18 protein-coding genes are annotated in these 22,865 nt (G+C 61.0%); 11 read left to right on the forward strand and 7 right to left on the reverse strand.

Annotated features, from left to right (window positions below):
* The first annotated feature begins 31 nt into the window (after positions 1-31).
* From CRI93_RS04110 to CRI93_RS04140, 7 genes are all read left to right on the forward strand, one after another.
* Entirely contained in the window at positions 32-640 is a 609-nt protein-coding gene (locus CRI93_RS04110; protein ID WP_098061346.1) for an RsmD family RNA methyltransferase, read from the forward strand.
* Positions 641-669: 29 nt separating this feature from the next.
* A complete protein-coding gene (coaD, locus tag CRI93_RS04115; protein ID WP_098061347.1) occupies positions 670-1,167 on the forward strand; it encodes a pantetheine-phosphate adenylyltransferase in 498 nt (165 codons plus the stop codon).
* Between the two features lie 62 nt (positions 1,168-1,229).
* A complete protein-coding gene (locus CRI93_RS04120; protein ID WP_176521675.1) occupies positions 1,230-2,435 on the forward strand; it encodes a pyridoxal phosphate-dependent aminotransferase in 1,206 nt (401 codons plus the stop codon).
* A 58-nt stretch (positions 2,436-2,493) separates the two neighbouring features.
* Positions 2,494-3,693 (forward strand): site-2 protease family protein, encoded by a 1,200-nt coding sequence (locus tag CRI93_RS04125; RefSeq protein ID WP_098061348.1) that lies wholly within the window; start codon positions 2,494-2,496, stop codon positions 3,691-3,693.
* A 49-nt stretch (positions 3,694-3,742) separates the two neighbouring features.
* The gene (locus CRI93_RS04130; protein WP_141491561.1) at positions 3,743-4,225 is read left to right on the forward strand and encodes a hypothetical protein; all 483 of its coding nucleotides are present in this window, start codon (positions 3,743-3,745) and stop codon (positions 4,223-4,225) included.
* Positions 4,222-5,826 (forward strand): sialidase family protein, encoded by a 1,605-nt coding sequence (locus CRI93_RS04135; protein WP_098061350.1) that lies wholly within the window; start codon positions 4,222-4,224, stop codon positions 5,824-5,826. Before CRI93_RS04130 ends, CRI93_RS04135 begins: the two co-directional genes overlap by 4 nt.
* A gap of 11 nt (positions 5,827-5,837) precedes the next feature.
* Complete coding sequence (locus CRI93_RS04140; protein WP_245850308.1) at positions 5,838-6,914, forward strand: PorV/PorQ family protein; 1,077 nt, start codon at positions 5,838-5,840, stop codon at positions 6,912-6,914.
* 39 nt (positions 6,915-6,953) lie between these two features.
* Here CRI93_RS04140 and CRI93_RS04145 read toward each other — a convergent pair whose 3' ends face one another.
* Positions 6,954-9,263: an amino acid permease gene (locus CRI93_RS04145; protein WP_098061351.1), complete on the reverse strand. Its 2,310-nt coding sequence runs from the start codon at positions 9,261-9,263 to the stop codon at positions 6,954-6,956.
* A gap of 453 nt (positions 9,264-9,716) precedes the next feature.
* Between CRI93_RS04145 and CRI93_RS04150 the strand changes: the two genes are divergently transcribed.
* The 3 genes from CRI93_RS04150 to CRI93_RS04160 all read left to right on the forward strand — a co-directional run bounded on the left by CRI93_RS04150 (position 9,717) and on the right by CRI93_RS04160 (position 13,276).
* Positions 9,717-10,322 carry a LemA family protein gene (locus CRI93_RS04150; protein ID WP_098061352.1) on the forward strand — a complete coding sequence of 202 codons (606 nt, stop codon included), beginning with the start codon at positions 9,717-9,719 and terminating at the stop codon, positions 10,320-10,322.
* Between the two features lie 72 nt (positions 10,323-10,394).
* Entirely contained in the window at positions 10,395-12,347 is a 1,953-nt protein-coding gene (locus tag CRI93_RS04155) for a M48 family metallopeptidase (protein ID WP_098061353.1), read from the forward strand.
* Positions 12,344-13,276, forward strand: a complete 933-nt coding sequence (locus CRI93_RS04160) for a TolB family protein (protein WP_141491562.1) — start codon at positions 12,344-12,346, stop codon at positions 13,274-13,276. Before CRI93_RS04155 ends, CRI93_RS04160 begins: the two co-directional genes overlap by 4 nt.
* 24 nt (positions 13,277-13,300) lie before the next feature.
* On the opposite strand, the gene CRI93_RS04165 is transcribed toward CRI93_RS04160, so the two are convergent.
* On the reverse strand, positions 13,301-14,524 hold the full coding sequence (locus CRI93_RS04165) for a Wzz/FepE/Etk N-terminal domain-containing protein (protein ID WP_098061355.1): 1,224 nt from the start codon (positions 14,522-14,524) through the stop codon (positions 13,301-13,303).
* Between the two features lie 56 nt (positions 14,525-14,580).
* On the reverse strand, positions 14,581-17,607 hold the full coding sequence (locus CRI93_RS04170) for an SLBB domain-containing protein (RefSeq protein ID WP_245850310.1): 3,027 nt from the start codon (positions 17,605-17,607) through the stop codon (positions 14,581-14,583).
* A gap of 319 nt (positions 17,608-17,926) precedes the next feature.
* On the opposite strand from CRI93_RS04170, the gene CRI93_RS04175 reads away from it, so the two are divergent.
* The gene (locus CRI93_RS04175) at positions 17,927-18,856 is read left to right on the forward strand and encodes an aspartate carbamoyltransferase catalytic subunit (RefSeq protein WP_098061356.1); all 930 of its coding nucleotides are present in this window, start codon (positions 17,927-17,929) and stop codon (positions 18,854-18,856) included.
* Positions 18,857-18,881: 25 nt separating this feature from the next.
* Here the strand turns inward: CRI93_RS04175 and CRI93_RS04180 are convergent, their stop codons facing one another.
* From CRI93_RS04180 to CRI93_RS04195, 4 genes are all read right to left on the reverse strand, one after another.
* Positions 18,882-19,493 carry a class I SAM-dependent methyltransferase gene (locus CRI93_RS04180; protein ID WP_098061357.1) on the reverse strand — a complete coding sequence of 204 codons (612 nt, stop codon included), beginning with the start codon at positions 19,491-19,493 and terminating at the stop codon, positions 18,882-18,884.
* A gap of 44 nt (positions 19,494-19,537) precedes the next feature.
* Complete coding sequence (locus CRI93_RS04185) at positions 19,538-21,178, reverse strand: S41 family peptidase (protein WP_098061358.1); 1,641 nt, start codon at positions 21,176-21,178, stop codon at positions 19,538-19,540.
* A 94-nt stretch (positions 21,179-21,272) separates the two neighbouring features.
* Positions 21,273-22,127: a twin-arginine translocase subunit TatC gene (gene tatC, locus CRI93_RS04190; RefSeq protein WP_098061359.1), complete on the reverse strand. Its 855-nt coding sequence runs from the start codon at positions 22,125-22,127 to the stop codon at positions 21,273-21,275.
* 18 nt (positions 22,128-22,145) lie between these two features.
* Positions 22,146-22,754, reverse strand: a complete 609-nt coding sequence (locus tag CRI93_RS04195; RefSeq protein ID WP_245850311.1) for an orotate phosphoribosyltransferase — start codon at positions 22,752-22,754, stop codon at positions 22,146-22,148.
* Positions 22,755-22,865: the final 111 nt, after the last annotated feature.

Raw genomic sequence — 22,865 nt, forward strand, 5'->3', positions numbered from 1 at the left:
CGCGTTTCTTTCGTACTAACTGCTTGCCTGTATGCGCATTATTGCTGGCCAATTCCGAGGGCACACGATTGATGCCCCCGACGGGCACCGCACCCGCCCCTCTACGGCCCGCACCCGCGAATCCCTCTTCAGCCTGATTGATAGTCGCATTTATCTGCAAGGGGCCGAGGTGATCGACCTGTTCGCCGGTACCGGGGCGCTGGGGCTTGAGGCTATTAGCCGCGGCGCAGCGCTCGTCACATTCGTCGAGTCGGACGGCCATGTGCTCAACTGCGCACGCCAAAACGCCGAACGCCTGGGCGTATCCGACCAATGCCTGTTTGTACAGGGGGATGCCGTTACGTATCTGGATCGCTACACCGGTCCCGATGTAGACCTGATCATGGCCGACCCGCCGTATAAGCTGGAGGCGATGCGCGAGATGCCCGACCTGGCCGTGCCGCACCTCAACACCGATGGCGTCTTTACGCTGGAGCACAGCTCCCATCACTTTTTCGATGACCACCCACACCGCACCATGCATCGTGCATACGGGCGCACCATCGTCACCGTCTTTCGTCCCCCACTTCCGCCTGCAGATACCGATGCTGTAGATGCCGAGGCCGCATCGGCAGATCCCGAATCTGCTGCGGATGCATAAGCTGCCCTGCTCTTGCCTGATTCCCTTCACTGCCTGTGCTTGCCCTGTACCCCGGCACATTCGACCCCTTCACATACGGCCACCTCGACGTACTGGAGCGCGCGCTGGCGCTCTTTGATTGCGTAGAGGTGACCGTAGGCATAAACGCCTCGAAGGAGACGCTCTTTTCAACCGAGGAGCGCATCGACCTTATTGAGTCGTGCACCCAATCGCTTGATGATGTGCAGGTGGTGGCCCATGAAGGGCTTATCGTCGATCGCGCGGAGGAGGCCGGTGCACAGGTGCTGGTGCGGGGCTTGCGACAGGTCAGCGACTTTGACTATGAGTTTCGCATGGCCTTCGCCAATCGCAAACTGGCGCCCGATCTCGAAACCATCTTTCTCATGACCTCGGAGGCGCATGCGTTTGTGAGCGCCTCCATCGTGCGCGATGTGCACCACTGGGGCGGCGATGTCTCGAAGTTTGTGCCTCCTCCTGTGGTACAGGCGCTCGCGCGCAAGCCCCAAGCGCCCGAGACGGCCTCGTAAGCGTTGTTTCCTTGCAAGGCCCCCTGTCTTTCTCGTATACCAGCCCACGCCACATCCTGCTCATGCCTAATTCCATCCGATTCAATGCTCGCGTTGCCCAGATGCAGCCGTCGGCTACCCTCGCTATGAAGTCGCGTGCCTCGGCCCTGCGTCGCGCCGGGCACCCGGTCGTCGCGCTCAGCGCAGGCGAGCCCGACTTCAACACGCCCCAAGCTATTGCACAGGCGGGCAAGCAGGCCATCGACGAGGGATTCACCAATTACACGGAGAATCCGGGCATGGCCTCGCTGCGTGAGACGATTGCCGACAAGTTCGAGCACGATAACGACCTCTCGTACACGCCCGAGCAGATTCTATGCTCGAACGGCGCCAAGCAGTCCATCGCGCTGGCCGTGCACGTCTTGTGCGACAAGGGCGACGAGGTGCTCATCCCGGCTCCCTACTGGGTCAGCTATCCCGAGATGACGCGCTTTGCTGGCGCTACGCCGCGTACGGTGTCGACTACGCCGGAGCAGCAGTATCGCCTTACGCCCGAGCAGCTTGACGCCGCCATCACGCCCGAGACGCGCCTGCTCATCCTGTGCTCGCCCTCGAATCCCACCGGCTCGGTGTACACGCGTGGCGAACTGGAAGCGCTCGCCGAGGTGCTACGGGCAAACGACCACGTGTACGTACTCTCTGACGAGATCTACGAGCATGTCGTGTTTGATGCCGAGCACACCGCCATAGCTGGGCTGCCCGAACTCTACGACCGCACCATCACCATCAACGGCTTCTCGAAAGCCTTTGCGATGACCGGATGGCGCCTGGGCTACATGGCGGGGCCTGAACCCATTGTGCAGGCCGCGGCCAAAGTGCAGGGGCAGTTCACCTCCGCACCAAGCAGCATCTCGCAACGCGCCGGGCAAGCGGCCCTCACGATGGACATGCAGCCGGTGTACGACATGGTGGATGCGTTCCACGAGCGCCGCGACTACGTGCTGGGTCGCCTCGACAGCATAGCTGGCGTTACGTGTCCCACACCCGAAGGCGCGTTCTACCTCTTCCCCGATGTGTCGGCGCTCTTTGGCACAGCCACGCCCGATGGTACGGCCATTACGAGCAGCAACGACCTGTGCATGTATCTGCTGGAGCAGCACCACGTGGCGCTGGTGCCCGGCGAGGCGTTTGGCGACCCAAACGGGCTGCGCATCTCATACGCATCGTCGATGGACGACCTCGAAACGGCGCTCGACCGCATTGCCACTGGCCTCAACGCCCTCTCGTAGCCCGACACCACGCCCACGGCCCGTACCTGGCTTCTTCTCCTCGTAGCCCGCCCCCTTCATGCCCAACTCTGCATCGTCTTCGGCCTCGTCGCCACGCGCCTCGTCGCAGGCCTCGCCCGACCGGGCCTGGCTGCACCTGGGGCTGTTTGTGCTGACGCTGGCGTCGACGATCTACGCGGGCACGCTCTGGGTGAACCGGGCCCTCTACTACGAAACGGCCGGCCAGTGGGCGCTGTGGCTCGACGGGATTCGCTATGCCGTGCCGCTCCTTGGCTTTCTGACCGTGCACGAGTTCGGGCACTACTTTGCAGCGCGCCACCACGGCATCAACACGTCGCTGCCGTACTACATTCCGTTTCCGTTCAATGGCATCGGTAACTTTGGAGCCGTCATTCGGATTCGGGAGCCTATCCCCTCCATGCGTACGCTCTTCGACATTGGGGCCTCGGGGCCGGTGGCCGGGTTCGTGATTGCGCTTGGCATCCTGCTATATGCATTTGCAACCCTGCCGCCGCCCGAGTATCTCCTGGATCAGCCGGGCCACGAAGCACTCAAGACACATATCGAGCAGTACGGCACCTTCCCCGATGAACCGCCCTCGTTGGCGGATGCGGAGGGCGAGGCCTCGGTGCTGGTGGTGGGCCAGACGCCGCTGTTCTGGGCGCTCTCGCAGCTGTTCGAGAATGTGCCACCCATGTACGAAATCTACCACTACCCGGTGCTCTTTGCCGGATGGCTGGGCCTCTTTTTTACCGCGCTCAACCTGCTTCCCGTAGGCCAGCTTGACGGTGGCCATGTGCTCTACGCACTGTTCGGGGACCGATGGCACCGCCGTCTGGCCCGCCTCTTCGTATGGATTCTGCTGCTTTCGGGCAGTATCGGGTTCATGGAAGGCATTCAGCCCGCCCTGCTTGCGTTCTCGCCTGCGTGGGGCACCTGGCTCTCGTGGGGCGTGTTAGCAGGCGTACTGTATCTCTACAACCGAAGCATATTCAGCAAAGCCCCTGTTTTACAGATTGTTAGCTTAGGCACCCTTCTTGGTGGAGCCGCCCTCGCAGAAATGGAGTGGGCCGGGCTACACACCATCGGGTACAGCGGGTGGCTGATCTGGACGCTGCTCATTCTGTGGCTGATTCGCGTCGAACACCCGCCGGTGCACCGCCGCGAACGGCTCTCGCCTGCGCGGCGCTGGCTCGGATATCTGTGCATCGCCATCTTTATCTCGTCGTTCAGCCTGCAACCGCTCTCCATCATGTAGCGCGTGACTACCACAGCGCACGGGCTCTGCTTCACAACGCCGCTGCCTCATGCCGTTTGCTCTGCCGTTTTGTTATCGCCCCGCTTTCGCCGGTGCCTGGGTCTGTGGGATCCTCGTGGGCCTCCTGCTTGCCGGATGTACCGATGCCCCCACCACGGCTCCGCCGCTCGACCGCGCGGCCCCGCAGGTGCGCAACCTGAGCTATGCGCCGCAACGCGTGCTGCTTGCCAACCCCGATCCCGACGCCGATGTGCGCGTGCCGCTGAACCTCAATATCACAGCCGACCCGGGCTCGGCTCCCATCGATCGTGTGGTGTTCTCGCTACTGGCCAGCGGCTCCAACCTCGGCGCTACCGGCACGCTCCCCGATCCGACCGAGGGCAACACCTACACGCTGTCGGCGCAGTTCACCCTGCCCGCAGCCCCCGATCAATACACCCTGCGCGTTTTTGCCATCGGCGCCGATAGCCTGCAAAGCAACGTCGCGCTGGGCCAGATTCGCATCGTTCCCGATACAACGACCACGCCATGACCTGCTCGCTTTTTTCTGTATCGCGTGTTCTGGGGGATGCGGCTGCATCGCGCTTTTGGGCATGGGCCGTGCTAATCGTTGTGGGCCTTGTTGCCCCCGTGCAGGCCCAAACTCCACCCGACGCGGCCCTCCAACCCGTGCCGGGTCCCGCCAGCAACGTGGTGCAGGTGCTTGAAGCCCAAGGCGACTCGCTCTGGATCGGCCCGAATCTGGCGCTCACAACCGACGGCGGCACCTCCTTTCGCGAAGCCGAGGCCCCCGCCCTGCAAGACGACGACAATGTCGTCTTCGCGGTCGACGTGCGAACGGACCTGCCGGGCTCCTCGCTGGTGGCGGCCGGGCTGGCCTTCGACGCAAACGGGCAATCGGCTGCGGGCGGCTTCCTCCTCTCGCGCGACGGGGGCGAGACCTTCCGCTTTGAGCCTCCCGCCCTTGACGCGGGGCAAGACACCACCATTACGTACGGTATAAACACGCTTTCGGCCCGCCCCATTGTGCAAGAAGCCGGCAGTGCGCCGCAAGGTCTTGCTACCTCGGCCTCGGGCGATACGCTATGGCTGGCAGCCGGGCAGGCCGGCATCCGCTACAGCACCAACGACGGCGCCTCATGGCAGCGCGTGGTACTGCCTCCCGACACGCTCAATGCCATCAACCCAGACACCGCGTACGACTTCCCCATTGCCCCCGCCGGAGATCAGTCGGGCTTCTTCAACCACATCGGGAGCAGTGTGCTGGTGGATGCCTCCGGTACCGTGTGGGCAGGCACCGCGGGCGGACTCAACCGCTCCACGCCCAACGACCGCACCAACAGCGGCGCCCGCGCCTGGCAGCGCTTTACGTACACCGGCACGCCCAACGGCTTAACCGGCAACAACGTCGTGCGCATCACTGAGCAAGTCCGGCCCAACGCACCCAATGCACTCTGGATGATTACGTGGCCCGTGAATACCGAGCCGGGACAGCAGCAGCGCTTTGGCGTCACGCGCACCACCAACAACGGGGCTTCGTTCACGCAGACCCTGGTCGATGAGCGTATCTTCGACCTCGCATTTGACGATGAGCGCGTGTATGCAGCTGGCGACAACGGACTGTTCATCTCTGAAGACGATGGGGCCACCTGGACGGCCACCCGCCGCTTTGCATTGCCCAGCGGCGCCTACCACCGCCCCGATGCAGGCGTCCGAGCAGTGACCACGACGCGCAACGCCGTGTGGGTGGGCACCACCGACGGCCTCCTGCGCAGCACCGATCGGGGCCTCACCTGGCAGTTGTTTCGCGCATCGGCCCCGCTGGATCCCGACACGCCCGGCGGACGCTCAGTCGACACGTACGCCTACCCGAATCCCTTTACCCCCTCTGCCGACCGCGTGGTGCGCATCCGCTATGCCCGCGACGAGCCGGGCACCACCCGCGTGCGCATCCTTGACTTTTCGATGCAACGCGTCCGTACGCTGCGCTCCGAGGGCGACGCATCCGGCGAGCAGGAGCTCGTGTGGGACGGTACCGACGAAAGCGGCCTCCGCCTGCCCAACGGCACCTACTTCTACGAAGTCGAGACCGACCGCGGCAGCGCCCGTGGCAAAATTCTGCTGATTGACTGATGCCTATGTTTATGCTGCGTGCTACCAAATCGGCCCGTTCCTCTGCCCCGCGTGCGTGGAGCGCCGCATGGATTGGAGCCATCATGGGGCTCCTGATAGGTCTGCTGACCAGTCCCCCCCCACTGGTTGCGCAAGATACTGCTGCTGGCGCCTTTGCTCGCATCGGGGCGGATGCGCAGGGGATGGCCCTGGGCAACGCGCTCGGCGCATCTCCCGAGGCCGACATCGCTGCGCTCTACAATCCGGCGCTCGCCCACCAGGCCAGCGGCCAGTACCTGTCGCTCTCAGCCGCACTGATGAGCTTCGACCGCGAATTGCAACTGGCCGCCTTCAACACACCGCTGGGCCCCACCGCCGGTATCAGCGCAGGGGTGTTACGCGCTGGCGTAAGCGACATTGACGGGCGGGATCCCAGCGGAAACCCCACCGAAACGCTCTCCACCAACGAGTACGCGCTCTTTCTTGCATTTGGCAACCAGTTTTTCGATCGCGTTGCCGCCGGCGCCACGCTCAAGTTTTACATTGCCGACCTCGTCGACGAAGTCAGTACCGTACAGAGCCTTGGCGTAGACCTGGGCCTCACCTACACGCCTCGCGACGGTACGATGCTTGGTCTTACGGTGAACGACCTGCTGGCCGCCTACGAGTGGGAAACGGGGGGCGTTGGTGGGCGCTCTGCCACCGACGCGTTTCCTGTACGTCTCCGCATAAGTGGCTCGCAGCAACTGCTCGGCGGCGACCTGATGCTTCTTGCCGAGTATGAGGCGCGTTTTAGTGAGCGCGAGCAGCGCCGTCGCATCCCCCGCGACCCGCCCGTTCAGCCCGTTGACCAGATCGCAACCTCGTCGTTTCGGATTAACGAGTCGCTCGGGCGTGTGGGCGTGCGCTATCGCCTGCTCGATGTGCTCGATGTGCGCGGCGGGGCCGACCGTCTGGGCGCGAACGGATTCGAGGGCTGGAAGCCCAGCGCCGGGTTCGGACTCCGCCAGTCCGTCGGCACGCTTAACCTTCGCATCGACTACGCGGCTGTGGTCGAGCCGTATGTGACCGACTTGATGAATGTGCTCAGCATACGCATCTATCTGTGAGCCGCTTCCTCTAAGCCAATGGGCACGCGCGGTCGGCAGCTATGCGATTGCACTTTCGCGTCCTGAGTCGCGCACGAACACACACGACGACTCGGTGGTGGACACAAGTTCGCGGAAGAACGCGAAGTTGGGATTGGGAAGCAGGCCAAAGATATTGAGATCGGCATGGGGCGCCTGCTGCACGTAGTCCTTGAACTCGCCGTGCTCAGCAATCAGTGTAGCATTAGGAATGCGGCCCAGATCGATTAGCTTTGCCAGGAAGTCGCGTGCCTTTTCCAGTTCGTCTGGGTCATCAACGATGGTAATGAGGCGTAGCTTTGCATCCCAATTCTGCGAAAGCTTGTAGGCGGCGAGTAGTGCAAGGTCGAGGTTGCCTGTCTGCATGGCAATACGCCAGTCGGGACTGCGATCATGAATCCACACGTTGATGACCTCACGCTGTCCCAATGCAGCCCGAGGGTGGGGCGCATAAATCATCACAGCAATCTCCTCGCGCTCGGCCTCCCGAATGATAACCTGCTGTTCGTCTTCTCGGGTGTTGCTTTCGGGGAGGCGAAGGAAGACGGTGTTGGGGCGAAAGAACGCGCTACGAAGCGCCTGCATAGCCGCACATACGCTGCCCGCAAAGTCGCCCACGTCGAGGACTGTGGAGGAAGCAAACACCCCACGCTCGCGGAAGGAGTGCGTAAGCGTCTCGATCTCGGTATCCATCACGTCGGGATGCCCCTCTGGGGCCACCCCCAGAATCTTGACCGATCCCTGCGGCTTGGTAATGTTTTCGATGAGCAAGAAGCTGCCGCGCAGGTCATTGGCGTTTTCAACCGGCACGAGCAGGTTGGGCTTCCAGGCGCGCTCTTGCATGGTGGGAAGCTCCGTAACGCGCTTGGCGGCCCACTCCGCAAACGCGACAAACATGCCGCTGCGTACGTCTTCGAACGGAGCATCGAGATGGCGCCGGGCCAGCACTACGTAGAAACCAAGCGTAACAACAACAGCAACGAGGCTCACCGTTGGATTGATGATAAACATGGCAAACAGCGAGCCGATGAGTCCCAAGAACGAGACCCAGCGTGGGATTTGCAGCCGAGGCCGAAAGCTGACCAGGTCCAGGCTCTGTTCAATCAGTACCGACGCGCAGATCATAGCGTACGTTACCAGAAAGAACATCGTGATGAGCGGCGCGACTGCATTTAGGTCGCGGACCAGAAGAGAGAGGAAGATGATACCGCCTGTGATCCACATGGCGTTGCGCGGCTCTCCGTTCTCAGAGAGCTGCTCCAACCAGTCGGCGCCCGGTACTACGCGGTGAGCGCCCATTGCCTGTAAGATCCGTGCGGCCCCAACCAGCGACGCCAGTGCTGAGGAGAACGTGGCCCCCAGCAGTCCGGCCAACACCGCCGACGGCCAGTAGGCCTTGTCCATCATGATGGTGTAGTTGCTCGTCATCTCCTCGGGCGTCGCCGAGCGGGCCAGCCAGATCGCCAGCACAACGTAGATCACGAAGGAAACGCCGATGGCAAGGAGCGTTCCGAGTGGAATGGCGCGCTTCGGATCCTTCAAGTCGCCGCTCATGTTTGCGCCCGCCATGATGCCTGTGGTAGCAGGAAAGAACACGGCAAACACGACCCAGAAGCCGGATCCGCCCGTATCCGCGCTTCCAGCAAAGTCGCCCCACAGTTGGACCTCACCCAGGCTGTACTGCATGGAGCCCGTGGCTGCAGCCATCCCGATCGATGCAAGCGCGCAGGCAATGACTGCCATGATGAGATACTGCACGCGAATCGCGAAGTCTGCGCTCACGTATGCGATGACAAACACCGTCAGAAAGGTCGCCGCATCAACAAGCAGCGTCGGATGCTCGGGAAAGATGTAGAGCCAGCCTTCCCGAAAGCCAAACAGGTACATGGTCACGGCAAGGGCCTGCGACAGAAACCGCGGAATCCCTACGCTTCCGCCCACTTCCAGTCCCAACGATTGCGCAATGATCGCATATGCCCCTCCGGCACCAATGCGGATATTCGTGGTGATGGCCGACATGGCCAGTGCGGTGCATAATGTGATCCCAAATCCCACTGTAATAATGAGCAGCCCGCCCAGCAAGCCCGCATGGCCGATGACCCAGCCCTCGCGCACAAACATGATTACGCCAAGGATGGTAAGCAGCGTCGGCGTAAACACCCCACCAAACCATCCAAACTGGTTTTGCTGTGCTGCCGAGGCTCCTTCAGGCAGCTGAATGCTCGGATCGATCTGCGCGGTGTTGCTCGCATCCGATGCTCCAGCGTCTCCACTCGCTACAGGTTGGGGAGATGCGGCACTCTGTGCTTCCGCTTTTGAGCTGTCAGCCATAGGAGAGGGGCAAGAAGGAAAGCCAAAGGATGGAGGTTGCACAACAGTCAACGCACAAGGCAGTATGCGTGTCCACGCCAGTCTCCATTATCCAACACGGACCCAAGCACAGGGGGCTACGGCGCACGACAGCGTCACCACTGATTTATTCAAACTACGTATCCACGGCAACCCGGTGCCGCGTACAGGGTACCAACCCCGAGCATCTACCCCAGGCAAAGCTTTCTTCGTTGTACCGATTTGTGCGTGTCACCGCCCCTGTTATCCCTTTCTCTCAGTAGCTATGATGCAGCAAACTTGAAGAACCGACCACGCATCCGTATCTATCTGTAGACTGTGCATCTGTAGACTATCTGTGCGTTGCATACGCCCAGCTCACTGGCCGGAGCCGATGGCGAACTGCGCATATGAACATGGCCGCTGCCTTTGTTTTCTCGTTAACGCCCTACTCCCATGATTCTCACGCTGATTATCGTTCTGGCACTGATCCTCATCCCCCTGGTGCTGGTGGGGCTGTATGCCGTAAGCCAGTACAACAAGCTCGTAAAGCTCGACCAGCGCTACCAGAGCCTCTACTCTGACATCGACGTGCAGCTGCAGCGTCGCCACGACCTCATCCCGCAACTGGTCAACACCGCCAAGGGCGCGATGAAGCACGAAGAGAAGATCTTCCAGGCGCTCTCCGATGCGCGTAACCAGGCTGAAAAGGCCCGCAAGAGTGCGAAAGCCAACCCCGGCGACCCTGAAGCGATGAAGAACCTGGCTGCTGCCGAGCAGGTGCTCGATAAGCAGGTAAGCGGGTTCATGATTCAGGTGGAAGACAATCCTGAGTTGCAAGCCAACGAGAACATGCTGAAGCTGCAAGAGCAGCTGCAAACCACCGAAAACAAGGTGAGTTTTGCCCGGCAGGCCTACAACGACGGCGTGCGTGCCTACAACACAGCTCGCGAGAGCTTCCCCACCGTCATTATTGCCAATATGTTTGGCTACGGCGAAGCCGAATACTTCGAGGTTGATACCGCCGAGGTGCGCAATGCCCCCGAAGTATCGTTCGACTAACCCCGTCTGCCCCCTTGCGGCCTGTCGACTGACTCACTGGCTCTTTGCTGCTGCGCGCTGTCCTCTGCTGTCATGAAAAACTTTTTCGAGCGCCAAGACGAAGCCCGGCGCAACACCACCCGGCTCATCGTGCTGTTCATTGCCGCTGTGATTGGGCTCGTTATAGCTGGATACGGCGTTGCGCTGGCGATCCTCATGTTTATGAGCGAAGGCGGGATATCTCCCATTCAGCCGGGGCTGTTTGTTCTCATTGTGCTGGGTACCGTGGTCATTGTGGGCGGGGGCAGCGCCTTCAAGATCATCCAGCTTAAGCAAGGCGGGCATGTCGTGGCCGAATCGCTGGGCGGCCAGCCCCTCGACCGCAATCCGTCCGACTACGACGAGCAGGTGCTGCGCAACGTAGTCGAGGAGATGGCCATTGCCTCGGGCGTGCCCACGCCCGAAGTGTATGTGCTCGACGAAGACGGCATCAACGCGTTTGCAGCGGGCTACACGGTAGACGACGCCGTTATCGGCGTGACGCGCGGCTGCATGAAGCAACTCAACCGGGCCGAACTACAGGGCGTTATTGCCCACGAGTACAGCCACATCCTAAACGGCGATATGCGGCTGAACATCCGCCTCATGGGCGTGCTCAATGGCATCCTACTCGTTGCTATTCTTGGACGTACGCTACTACGCGCTACGTTCTACAGCAGCATGGGCCGCCGCCGCAGCGAGGACAACAAGGGGCAGCTTATTATGATTGCCGCCGGGGTGGGCCTGCTTGTTATCGGCAGTGTGGGGCTGCTGTCTGGTCGTCTCATCAAGAGCGCGGTGTCGCGCCAGCGTGAGTTTCTGGCCGACGCCGCTGCAGTGCAGTTCACTCGCAACCCGCAGGGCATTGGCGGTGCCCTCAAAAAGATAGGGGGATACGAATCTGGCTCAACCATCGAACACCCGAAAGCCGAAGAGTCCAGCCACCTCTTCTTCAGCGACGGCGTTGGCAGTGCGCTGTTTGGCGGTGGAGCCTTTGCTACGCACCCCCCGCTCGAAGAACGTATTCAACGCATCGACTCGGACTTCGAAGGCGAGCAGCGTGAGGCGCAATCCTCCGCTTCGGGAGGGGCGGGCGCGGCCCAGGCCGCTGGTGCGTCGGGCTTTGCTGGAGACAGCAGCGCGTCATCGCCGAGCCGCTCGGCCCCCAATGCCGACGATGTCGTATCGCACACTGGCGACCTCACCGCCGACGACGTTGACTTTGGTGCCAAGTTGCGCAATGCAGTCCCTGAATCTCTGCTCGACGCAGCTCACGAGCCGCTTGGCGCTACGGCCATTGTGTACGGCCTGCTCCTCTCGCCGCAGACCGGCTCCGACAACCGCACCGCTCAGATGGATGTCCTGCGCGAACACACGACATCTGAAGAGCGCGATGAAGTGATGCGGCTGCTGGACGATCTGCACGCCTTGCCACACCGCCTGCGCCTCCCCCTACTCAACATTACCGCCCCAGCGCTGCGCCATCGCAGCGCCGACCAGCGCACCGCCCTTCATGACACCGCGCAGGCTCTTGTTCGAGCCGATGATCAGCTCACGGTGTTTGAATACGCTCTCGAAACCGTTGTGCGGCACCGGCTTGACCGCATTGCCAACCCATCGTCCGATCGTCCTCGGTTTAAGCGGTTTAGCCAGATTCAAGACGACGCGGTTGCGCTCCTCTCTATGATCGCCCAGGCAGGCGCACAGACTCAACGTGAAGCGGCCCAGGCCTTTGAAGCCGGAATCGGCGCCTTTGACGATGTAAGCGACCCAAGCGCGCACCAACGCACCAGCGCCCACCCCAGCCAGCTCGACGATGCACTCGACCGCCTGGCTCAGACGCGCCCAGCGCTCAAACAGCAAGTGCTTGAGGCCTGCGCGCGCTGTATCCTGGATGACGACACCGTTACCGACGCCGAAGCCGACCTGCTCATGGCTGTGGCCGAGGCGCTGGACTGCCCGGTACCTCCTTTCGTTCTGCACGCCGATGCCCTCTCGTCCTCATGATGCCTGCTTGGCTCTCTCGAACGGCTCTTGCGTGGATCGGGCTTCTGCTCGCCGTTATGGCTCTGGGATGCACCGCTGAACGCGATACGAACGACGCCCCTCCTGCTCCCCCCGCAACCGACATCTTCCAGGCTGCGTACACGGTCCAGGGGGATTCGATTGCGATTGCTCCCCCCATCAACCGGACGCAGCGCACAGGGTACGACAATCAGCCGCAGTTCACCTTCGATGGGCACGCGCTTCTCTACACCTCCGCACGCAACGGGCAGACCGACATCTACCGCTGGCCGCTGGATGCCGACGCGCCGCATCCTTTGACCGCTACGCCCACCAGCGAGTATTCGCCCACCCCGCTCTCCGACAGCACCTACGCCGTAGTCCGTGTGGAAGACGATGGTACCCAGCGGCTCTGGAAGTTTTCCATGCGTGAGGCAGCGGTCCCTGCTACAACGGGAACCGTGCTGCTGCCCCAGATTGAACCGGTGGGCTACTTTGCTCCAGTAGATACAACGCACTGGGCGCTGTTTGTGCTGGGCGAACCGCCCACGCTGCAGTGGACTCCGCGCAGCCCCAATGCCGACCCGACGGTGGTTCGCCGCAACATTGGGCGGTCTATTCAAGTGCATCCAGATGGCAGGCGCATCAGTGCCGTGCAGCGCCATGCCGATGCCCAAGATTCGCTGCTGGTGGTGCGCAGCCCGGAAGAGGTGAAGACATACGCCCCGGCGTTAGATGGCAACGGCGACCACGTGTGGACGCCCGAGGGCTACCTGCTTATGACAAGCGGCACAGCGCTCTATCAGTGGCATCCTGAGGCCGCCTCGTGGCGTGTGGTGCATGACTGGGCCCCCGCTACACCTTCGCGCATTGCCGTATCGCCGCAGGGTGGGCAGCTTGCCGTCGTAGTGGCGCCTGCTGATTCTTCGTAGAGTGGGTGTGCTCTTCTACCTCGTTCAAGAAGCATTTTCAGGAGAAACATTGCGTCCGAGTGGATCGCGAAGGGCCGCCTTCACCTGCTGCAGCTTCTCTTGCTCTTCCTCGTCGCTCTGATTTGCGAAGAACGTGCGCGCAAATGCACCTCCGATGCCAACAATTCCTCCTAAGAAGGCGCTAAGTAGTACCAGCAGCGTGCGCTGGGGGGCACTGCGATTGATAGGCGGTGTGGGCGCTTCCAGAATCGTGATGACAGGCTGACTCTTTTGAAGCTCAATCTGTGCTTGCGTGCGCTGCGTCTGAAACTCGCTATACAGGTTGGATGCAAACTGGACCTGGCGCTGGAGACGATCGCGCTCAGTGCGCAGACGAGCCGACTGAATGTCACGGTTGCGGTCGCTGAACGCCGCCAGGCGCTGCTCAGCAGCTTCCAGCTCATCCTCCGCTTCCTCAAACCGTTCATTAATGAATGCCAGGTTGTCGCGCGACTTCTGCGTGCGAATCGTACGCACGCGCTCGGTGAGATGCGTTAGAAAGCTGTCGGCGATCTCCGCCGCCCGCACCGGATCATAATCAGTCACCGACACTGTCATAATACCACTTTCAACGTCAACTGAGGAGTTCACCATGTTGCTGATGATCTCCATTGCTTCCTCTTCTTCTTCAGCCGGGTACACCTGTTCATCTCCATCCAACGTTTCTACGGGACGCTGCCTCGGTTCACTTTTCAGAGCACTCAAAATTTGCCCTGGTAGCCCGATTGTATACTTTTTCAGTGCAGACAGTACGCCGCCCGTCTCACGCGCATGGTAGTCAACGAAGCTCATCTCCTGCTCTGCATCAGCAAAGTAGAAGGTGTCGCGCACCACCGATAGTGTAACCTCACGGCTGGTGAGAATGCGCGGATAGGTTTCTGCCGTCAACCCTGTCGATCCGCCCCCCAGGCTAATGCCCAGGCCGCGCAGCGCCGAAAATCCGCCTGGAACGGAGGCCGACCCGTCCTCCACCTCACGCACCATTTCTGCCCTCGATGTGTACTGCTCAGGCGTAACAACGGCATAGATCACCCCAAAGAGCGTGAATACCACAACGCACCCGATAACAAAGCGTCGGTTCTGCGCCAGAACGACCAGCAGGTCGAGCAGCGAGATTTCTTCCTCTGCATAGGGTGAGGTTGCCTCCGTGGGCGATCCGTCCGAAGGCGGCGTGGAAGAAGCAGACGAAGCGTTGACAGTCTCAGACATAGCGTCGGGGCAACCGAGGAACCAGGAAGAGGCAATGCAAAAGGTCGAGTCTGCGTTTAGTCAAACGCGCGGCTCGCAAGCACAATGATCGTAAGCGCACTCGACAGGATGCCAGTTACCTCGGTAAGCGTTTCGGAGAGATCGAACGACTCTTCACTTTCGGGCTGCTCGGGCTCGGCAATGACCTCGATGGTCGCGCCGTCGTCAACGCGGGGGGTGCGCCGAAACCATCCGGTACGCACCCGAAAGGTAGCTCCCGATGCCTGGGTAAGCAAGATGGTTTCAGTATCCTCGCGGAGCCCACCCGCACGGTCGATATAGTACCCAACGCGCTTTCCTGACTCGTGCTTAATCAGCCCCTCGTTGGCCACATTACCACGTACGGTCACTGTATTCGGGCGTTTGGGGATGACGATGCGGTCGCCCGGTTGCACGATGATATCGCTTCGCTCGCGCCCATCGATTGCTTCGCCAATATCGCTAATAACCTGCTCACCCTCCCGGATGAGGCGCCCTCCGCCCGCGTATCCCGTAGACGAAATGCCGCCTGCCCGTTGCAGCACTTCGCTGAGGCGTTCGTTGTCTTCAAGGATGGTGTATTGACCGGGAAACTGCACTTCGCCTTCTACGGCAATGGTTTCTTGCGTACGGAACGCCGGGTCTTGGCGTACAAAGATGCGGTCGCGATGCTGTAGTTCGAACGTGCGCGCCTCACCGAGCACCTGTGCCGAATCGCCATCTGCAGCAAAGCTGACCGGATCGGTGTACTGCGTTCCGCCCAGCGGAACCGTAATCGGAGTGGCTCGCTCGTTGCCATCTGCGTCGATACGCATGCGCGTGACTTCTACTTCGCGAAGCAGCGCGCCTTCGTCAAGTCCACCTGCCTGCAGTAGTGCATCGGCCAGGGTCATGTCATCGCGGTACGGGATACGACCGCCATCTTTGACGCGACCGCTCACCTCCACAAAGCGCTCTTCGAGACGCTCTACCGTAGCCTGATAGATGCGCACTTCGTCGCCCGGCTGCAGGCGGCGATCGGCCTCGCCGGTGCCTTCGATCGCGTTGCCCAGGTGAAAGGGGATGATCTCGGTACGGCTGCCATCGGGCGACTCCCGAAACAGATCAGCGCGCTCCATGAATACATCTTTCTGATACTCTTCGTCGAAGAGCCCGCCGCCCTGTGCAAGCAGGTCACGCAGCGTCATGTCGGTACGTAGGCGATAGCGACCGGGGCGCCGCACCTCGCCAGAAATACGTACTTGCCGGTCGCGCAGCACCGCGTTGCGCGATGCCACATGCAAGCTATCGCCCGGCTGCAGCACCACGTTTTGGGTCGGATCGTCGTTGAGAACGGCTTCCAGGTCGAGGCCACGTACGGCTGGGTCGAGGTTCTCATCGATGCGCAAGAGTTCGGCGCGCGGCATGTAGGCATCTCCGGTTACGCCATCGGCGGCTTCCACCAGGTCGCGCACGGTGCGAATGTCTCCGCCAAGCTCATACTCGCCCGGCTGAAAAACGGCTCCTGATACCTGCGCGCTGTTCACGCGGGCTCGGGCGGCCCGTTCGTCGGCCTCCAGAATCGTGCGAATGCGAACGAAATCGCCGTCGTTGAGCCCGACTTGTACATCCCCCGAACGTGCTGCATTGAGGTTCAGGTTGACGACTTCACGCGCAATCGAGGGATCACTGCGCTCATCAAACGGCACGATGCGATTGATGGTAAACCGATCCGTGTAGGCATTGGCTTCGAGTCCGCCCGCGTACTCGACGAGATCGGCCAAGGTCTCGTTCGGACGCATTTCGTAGATGGCGGGTCGTTTTACGGCTCCGCTCACGGCTACTGTTTCTCCGCGTGGCGGGACAAATACCACATCGTTATTCTGCAGTTGCACTGGGTTTTCGGCAAAGCCTTGCAGCAGGTAGTCGTAAAAGTCGACAGTGGCAATAACGTTACCATTGCGAATGACCTTTACATTGCGCAAGCTGCCGCGCTCCAGCGGGCCACCTACGCTGTAGAGCGCGTTGAATGCCGTAGAGAAGCTGCTCATGGTGTATCCACCAGGCTGCGATACCTCGCCCAGCACAAACACCTGTACCGGACGCAAACGCGTGACCGTGAGGTCCATAAACGCGGTGGGCGGGTCGGTGGTGAGCTGCGAATAGCTCCGCGAAAGCTGCTGCTTTACGTCTTCGCGAAGCGTAGACAGGCGCTTTCCGGCTACGGTAATCTGCCCCACATCCGGAATGTTGATCCGCCCTTCGCGGTCAACGGTCAGGTCGTACTGAAAATCGGCTGCGCCCCACACCGTAAGCCGCAGTTCGTCGTTGGGTCCCACGATGTAGCTGTCATCAACCGGCCCCACGGGCTGCGGCGCAAAGGCTTCTGGAATGGAATCGAACAGTTCGTATCCAAACGCAGACAGATCGTCGAGGCGCGGGCGGGCGTCCTCGTCGGGCTCATCCTCGTCTTCAATCGGGGTATCCGTTAGCTCCAGGCGACGCCCTGTAGCAATGACAACCGTGGTGTCTTGCGTTTCAACGCGCGTGAAAAGCGGCCAATTGGCGGGGTCGCTTTCTTCGGGCGTAAAGAGGCGACCTTCCCATGTGCCCTCTTGTTCAGATCCGGAAATACGTTCCACACTCTCTACGCGCGCGGTGTCGCCTTCTGCGGTCAGGAAGAACGGATTCACGTTTTCGATAGGCTGTTCGCTCCGCAGCGGTACCCGTACAGACACCTCGCGCGGTAGGTCGCCCACGAAAATCTGGGCCGGGTTGAGCGATGCGCGGCCTGTGAGCATCGGCACCGAAGGCATGGCTATAGTTTCTTCTGCTTGTTGGCCATCCCCACTGCCGCGCTCCGCACGTTCGGCCGCCTGTAGCAACGCGTTGATGCGCGACTCCGGAACCCCCAGCTGGCGGGCTTGCTGTGCCGCGCGCTGCGGGTTGGACAGGTCGATGCCCAACTCGCGGGCCTGGCGCCGCGCCTCGGCCGCTGACATGCCCTGGTTGTTCAGCTCTTCGCGCACTTCGGGGCTAACGTCCTGGGCAACGCTTTCAACCGGCGCGCTTATCCATACCAACAACAGCAGCCCTGCTACTATGCAGCGTAACGAAAGTCGTGAGATCATGACCAGCAATACTAAATGGAGAGGTCGCGACATGCCAGTAGACCTGGCTGAAGACGTGAACGCGACAAATAAGCGGAATACACTTTATCGAAATACAATAGCTGCCTGTGAATCGCGAACAGCGGGCCCAGCTCCGTGGCCAAGTTAGCACATTTTTCGTGCTCTTGTGTACAGACAGAGTACCAATGAAACCGATACGCCCTGTTGGCAATGCAACTGTGACGACGCTGCCTGTACGGCTCCTTGTCGTTGCCTTCACTTGTTCTGATTACTCATGCCCGCTTCGCATTCTCGCTCTGCCTCGCTCTCGCACGCACATCTTCTCGATCTTACGGCGTACACAGCCACCGATCTGCGCCGCATTCTGGATACGGCGCATGCTTTTCATGACGGCGTAGATACCGAGCTACCGTCTCTTCATGACCGCACGGTAGCCACCTTATTCTTTGAGCCCTCTACGCGCACCAAGACCTCGTTTCAGCAAGCGGCCCAGCAGCTTGAGGCCCGCGTCATTGGCGTAGATGCATCGGGGTCTTCGGTGGTAAAAGGTGAGTCGCTGAAGGATACAGCGCAGACGCTCCAGGCCCTGAACGCAGAGATTTTTGTTGTGCGGCACGCCGCGGCCAGTGCGGCGCACTTCGTAGCTCAGCATACCGACGCAACTGTCATTAACGCGGGGGATGGCGCACGGGCGCACCCTACGCAGGCCCTTCTCGACCTGTACACGTTGGATGCCCACTACCCCGCCGTGCGCGACCTGCATGTTGCTATCGTTGGCGATATTACGCACAGCCGCGTGGCGCGCTCCAACATTCGTGCGCTGCGCACCATGGGTGCCGAGGTCACGGTGTGCGGCCCTCCTACGCTGCTGCCTGCCGATCTGGCGGCAATGGATGTGCACGTTACGCATACCTTGAGGGATGCGCTTGACGCTTGCGACGTGGCCATGCTCCTGCGGCTCCAACTGGAGCGCCAGCGAACGGGGCTCTTCCCCAGCCTGCCCGAGTACCACGCTCAGTTTGGCGTCACGGCGGCACATCTCCAGGCGTACCCTGATCTGCGCATCATGCACCCCGGTCCAGTCAACCGGGGGGTCGAAATTGAGGCGGCGGTGGTTGACCACGAACGGTCTATGATTCTCGACCAGGTTGCCCATGGCGTGCCTGTGCGCATGGCGGTGATGGCGCTCCTGGCTCGCTCGTAGGTATTGAGAGCACAATAGACCACAGCTATGCCACCGCGTATCCCGCACAGTGTGGACGGATAACCGGCACACCTACGCTAAAATGAGTCATGGCTACCTCCTGGAATCCAGCCTGCCGAATCGCACGGTCGGTGGCGCGGTTGGGATGACAGCCATCGAGGCATCGATGCCACAGCGGGGTAATGCGGTCTTGCACCAGGCGCGGCCAACTGTGGTCTTCTGCAGCAATGTGTTCGATGAACACGAACCGCCCGCCCGGACGCAGCAATCGCCGAATGGAAGCAAGGGCTGCAGCTACGTTGGGCACGGAGCACAGCACCAGCGTACTGATGACCACATCGGCACACTGGGGCGGTAGCGCCTCAGCTTCTACCGGATTCGCAAGCACGCGCCCGCCAATGCCGTGCGTACGCATTTGAGCACGAATACGTGCGTGTAGATGACGGTTAGGCTCCAGTCCGACATACGTCACGTCGCGGTTGAGATACGCCAGGTTGAGTCCTGTACCGGGCCCAATCTCAACCACTGTACCGCGTAGCCCACCCAGCAAACGTGTTTTATGCGCTGCGTACACCGCGTGCTGCATCGCGTCGATGCGGCGCAGTCCTTTCGCAAAGATCAACTGGCGAAGCGACATGGCCGGTCATGGGGGAGTAGTCGGTAGCCGGAGCCTGGACGAGCCTATGGGTTAAGCACCGTTACGTAGCGACGCTCGTCGTTTAGCAGGCGTGTTGCCTCTTGCACCATTTCGTCTTCGGCAAGCGTGGCCGCGTAGTAGCCCCGTGATGTGAGGTAGCGGCTTCGTATTTCGGAAAGCAGTTGCGCTACGATCAGATCGGCATGGGCATCGAACTGCCCCTCAACCGAAGCATCGAGCGCCTCGCGAAGGCGATCGAGCTGCGCGTCGGCTTCCGGATGGTCAGCCACCACCAGCGAGTCGATCGGCTGTAGCGCGCGCTGTGCTTCCGTCTGAACCGGAATTGACTCAGACTCGACCCACGCCCGGAATTCGTTGAGCAGTTCATCCGAATCCCACCCGCCTGCAGGGGGATGCGGATGCGTACGCGCCACCCGACTGGCAAACCGAAAAAACGCACCCTCGCGCTGCAGTGCTTCTTCGAGCGGACTCGCATAGTTGTCATCAATCGGCACATCGGGCTCGATGCCGTGACGCTCGCGAATGAGACGCCCTGAATCGGTTCTGAAGGCGGCTGTATGCATCGTCTCCTGCATCACGTCCGTCGTCTCCGCCTGGATGCTACGTCCGCTGGGCGTGTAGTAGCGCGCTGTTGTCATCTTGAGGGACGCGCCATGCGGGAGGGACCGAATCACCTGCACAAGACCCTTCCCAAACGTCGTTTGTCCGAGCACGACGCCACGGTCATGGTCTTGCAGTGCTCCGGCTAAGATCTCGCTCGCCGAGGCGCTGCGTCCGTTTACCAGCAGCACGAGGGGCATGTCAGGATGCGCGGGCGTTGTGGTGTTGCGGTAGGTGCGCGCACTACGCTCGGTGCGCCCTCGGGTGGAAACGACTACGCGGCCTCGATCCAGAAAGAGCGCCCCAACATCGACAGCCGCCTCCAGCAGCCCGCCCGGATTGTCGCGCACGTCGAGCACGAGGCCCTTGACCGGGGCGCTGTCTTCCAGATCGGCAATAGCCTCCTCCACCTCGTGCGCTGCTTGCTGCGTGAAGCGCTCGATGCGCACGTAGCCCATGCCCTCGTGCACACCGCCAATAAACCCGGAGTACGGAACCGCCGCCAGCTCCACCGGCGTCCGGTCGAGCGTTACCGTGTCGGGGGTTTCGCCCATGCGCAAGATAGAAAGCGTAACGGTGCTGCCCGATTCGCCGCGCAGTGCGCCGCGCACACGGTGAATGCTCCAATCCTCTACGGAAGCGCCGTCGATGTGCGTAACTACGTCGCCGATGGACAAGCCCTGCTGCTCGGCGGTGCTTCCCTGTACAACCGACTCGACGACCACGTGCCGCCCGCGCCGCTCGACCTGGGCCCCAACGCCAATATATCGGCCTTGTGTGAGTGCCTCGACCGTAGCGCGCTCGTCTTCGCTGATGTACGCGGTGTACGGATCGAGTTCGCTGAGCATAGCCTGCAGCCCAACCTCCATGAAGTCCTGTGCGTCAACGGGATCCACATAGGTGTTGACGACCTCCTCGAATGCGGCTGACCAGATCTGAATGCTTTTGCGTACGTCAGCATCGGTCTGTGAGCGTGCCATGCCGAATCCAACGAGCAGCCCGACCAGAGCCGCCACGACCCAGCCTCCCCAAATGTACGTGTGGCGTGTATCGATACGCATCATACGAGCAAGAGGGCCAAATGCAACAAATAGCGAGACAACATGCCCACAACGCTTCTCCCAACCTTGGCGTCATAGCAACTGCACCATCTTGGCGCTACTGGGATGCGCGTGCTTGCTGGCGGTTTACGTAGGCCGACACACCGATGGAGAGTTCGTAGAGCAGCAGTAGCGGCACAGCTACCAGAATCTGGCTGAACGGATCGGGCGGAGTGAGTAGCGCCCCCACCACAAGCACCACAAGCAGCGCATATTTGCGATACGTACGCATGAGATCGGGCGTAAGCAGTCCCACCTTCGACAGGAAGTACACCACCACCGGGAGCTCAAACAAAAGGCCAGTGCCCAGCGCCCAGAACGTCACCATGTTAAAATAGGTGATGATGTCGAACTGGTTTGCGATCTGCGCTGAGATCTCGTAGGTCGCAAAAAATTGCAGCGCCACCGGCGTCAGGATCAGGTAGCCAAACGCAATGCCCAACAAGAAGAAAAACGTAGCTGAAACAGATGCAAACTTCATGCCTGCACGCTCTTTTGGATAGAGCGCCGGTTCAATGAACCGCCACAGGTAGTACACCAGTACCGGCGACCCTGCGACCATGCCCACCACGAGAATTGTACCGATGTCTGCAAAGAATTGCCCGGTGATGGTCCGGTTGAGCAGGTTCAATTCTTCGGCCTGGAAGCCAAGCACCTGGTACATGAAGAAGTCGGGCCGCGTAGGACCGATGAGCACGGTATCTACAACCCAACGGCTAAAGACTGCCGCCAGCACGGTGGTAATAAGCACGCCAATACCGCCTTTGAGCAACGCCCAGCGCAGCTCCTCCAGGTGATCAAGGAACGGCATAACGCCTTCCTCATCGGGCGCAGACGCCGGGTCGGGCGCTCCGTCGCCGTGCATAGAGCGGGGCGCTTCGGTACGGGAAGGCGAGGATGAGCTCGAAGGCATAGTGACTTCACATTTGGGTTACGCCGAGTCGGAGCTACCGGTGGCTTTGTCACGCAGGTTCAGGTCAAGCAGCGAATCGACCCAGAGCCCTTCGTTTTCAATGCGCGAACGTCCACGGCTCCACGTAAAGTTGAACAGCGTGAGTAGCCCATCAACGGTGTAGTTCGCCGCACGTAGCTGCTCCAACGCCTCAACGGCACTGCGCCCACTGTTGATAATGTCGTCGAGCAGCACGACCGGTTCACTCGGGTCGATCGCGCCCTCCACAATGCGCCGCCGCCCGTGCGGCTTGCGCTCCTCACGAATGAGCCCGCCTCGAAACGCAGGCTCGTTGGGGGTTCCCACCACCGCACACACCAGCGGATGCGCGCCGAATCCATACCCGACGACCTGACCTATCTCCTTTTCAAGGAGCCGCTTGGCCAGCACCTGCCCGACTTCTCGAAACAAATCACCATGCAACATGGGCACGCGTGTGTCAAGTAGCCACCCGATGGGCTGGCCTCGCGGATCGGTGATGAGCTCATCCTCGCGGCGGATGAGTGCTTTGTCATATAGGCGGCGCCCCAGGTCGACCAGCTCGTCGTAGGCTGTGGGCGAAAGCGCGTTATGGTCCATAGAAGGCATGGAGCGGACGGGCGCGTAGGCGGAATATACACGGGATACAGAGGGAGTAGAATGCATCCATTCCAAACCCTCGTCTTGGGCGGTGCGTTCCCCCACCCTTGTAGCTCTACG

Source organism: Longimonas halophila (genome assembly GCF_002554705.1).
GTDB lineage: Bacteria > Bacteroidota > Rhodothermia > Rhodothermales > Salinibacteraceae > Longimonas > Longimonas halophila.

Excerpts from the sequence above, each read along its gene's own strand:
- CRI93_RS04110 (WP_098061346.1), top strand. The coding sequence starts at position 32 with ATGCGCATTATTGCTGGCCAATTCCGAGGGCACACGATTGATGCCCCC.
- CRI93_RS04140 (WP_245850308.1), top strand. The coding sequence starts at position 5,838 with ATGCTGCGTGCTACCAAATCGGCCCGTTCCTCTGCCCCGCGTGCGTGG.
- CRI93_RS04185 (WP_098061358.1), bottom strand. The coding sequence starts at position 21,178 with ATGATGCGTATCGATACACGCCACACGTACATTTGGGGAGGCTGGGTC.
- CRI93_RS04175 (WP_098061356.1), top strand. The coding sequence starts at position 17,927 with ATGCCCGCTTCGCATTCTCGCTCTGCCTCGCTCTCGCACGCACATCTT.
- CRI93_RS04145 (WP_098061351.1), bottom strand. The coding sequence starts at position 9,263 with ATGGCTGACAGCTCAAAAGCGGAAGCACAGAGTGCCGCATCTCCCCAA.
- CRI93_RS04195 (WP_245850311.1), bottom strand. The coding sequence starts at position 22,754 with ATGCCTTCTATGGACCATAACGCGCTTTCGCCCACAGCCTACGACGAG.
- CRI93_RS04180 (WP_098061357.1), bottom strand. The coding sequence starts at position 19,493 with ATGTCGCTTCGCCAGTTGATCTTTGCGAAAGGACTGCGCCGCATCGAC.
- CRI93_RS04165 (WP_098061355.1), bottom strand. The coding sequence starts at position 14,524 with ATGTCTGAGACTGTCAACGCTTCGTCTGCTTCTTCCACGCCGCCTTCG.
- CRI93_RS04130 (WP_141491561.1), top strand. The coding sequence starts at position 3,743 with ATGCCGTTTGCTCTGCCGTTTTGTTATCGCCCCGCTTTCGCCGGTGCC.
- CRI93_RS04150 (WP_098061352.1), top strand. The coding sequence starts at position 9,717 with ATGATTCTCACGCTGATTATCGTTCTGGCACTGATCCTCATCCCCCTG.
- CRI93_RS04155 (WP_098061353.1), top strand. The coding sequence starts at position 10,395 with ATGAAAAACTTTTTCGAGCGCCAAGACGAAGCCCGGCGCAACACCACC.
- CRI93_RS04135 (WP_098061350.1), top strand. The coding sequence starts at position 4,222 with ATGACCTGCTCGCTTTTTTCTGTATCGCGTGTTCTGGGGGATGCGGCT.
- tatC (WP_098061359.1), bottom strand. The coding sequence starts at position 22,127 with ATGCCTTCGAGCTCATCCTCGCCTTCCCGTACCGAAGCGCCCCGCTCT.
- CRI93_RS04120 (WP_176521675.1), top strand. The coding sequence starts at position 1,230 with ATGCCTAATTCCATCCGATTCAATGCTCGCGTTGCCCAGATGCAGCCG.
- CRI93_RS04160 (WP_141491562.1), top strand. The coding sequence starts at position 12,344 with ATGATGCCTGCTTGGCTCTCTCGAACGGCTCTTGCGTGGATCGGGCTT.
- CRI93_RS04125 (WP_098061348.1), top strand. The coding sequence starts at position 2,494 with ATGCCCAACTCTGCATCGTCTTCGGCCTCGTCGCCACGCGCCTCGTCG.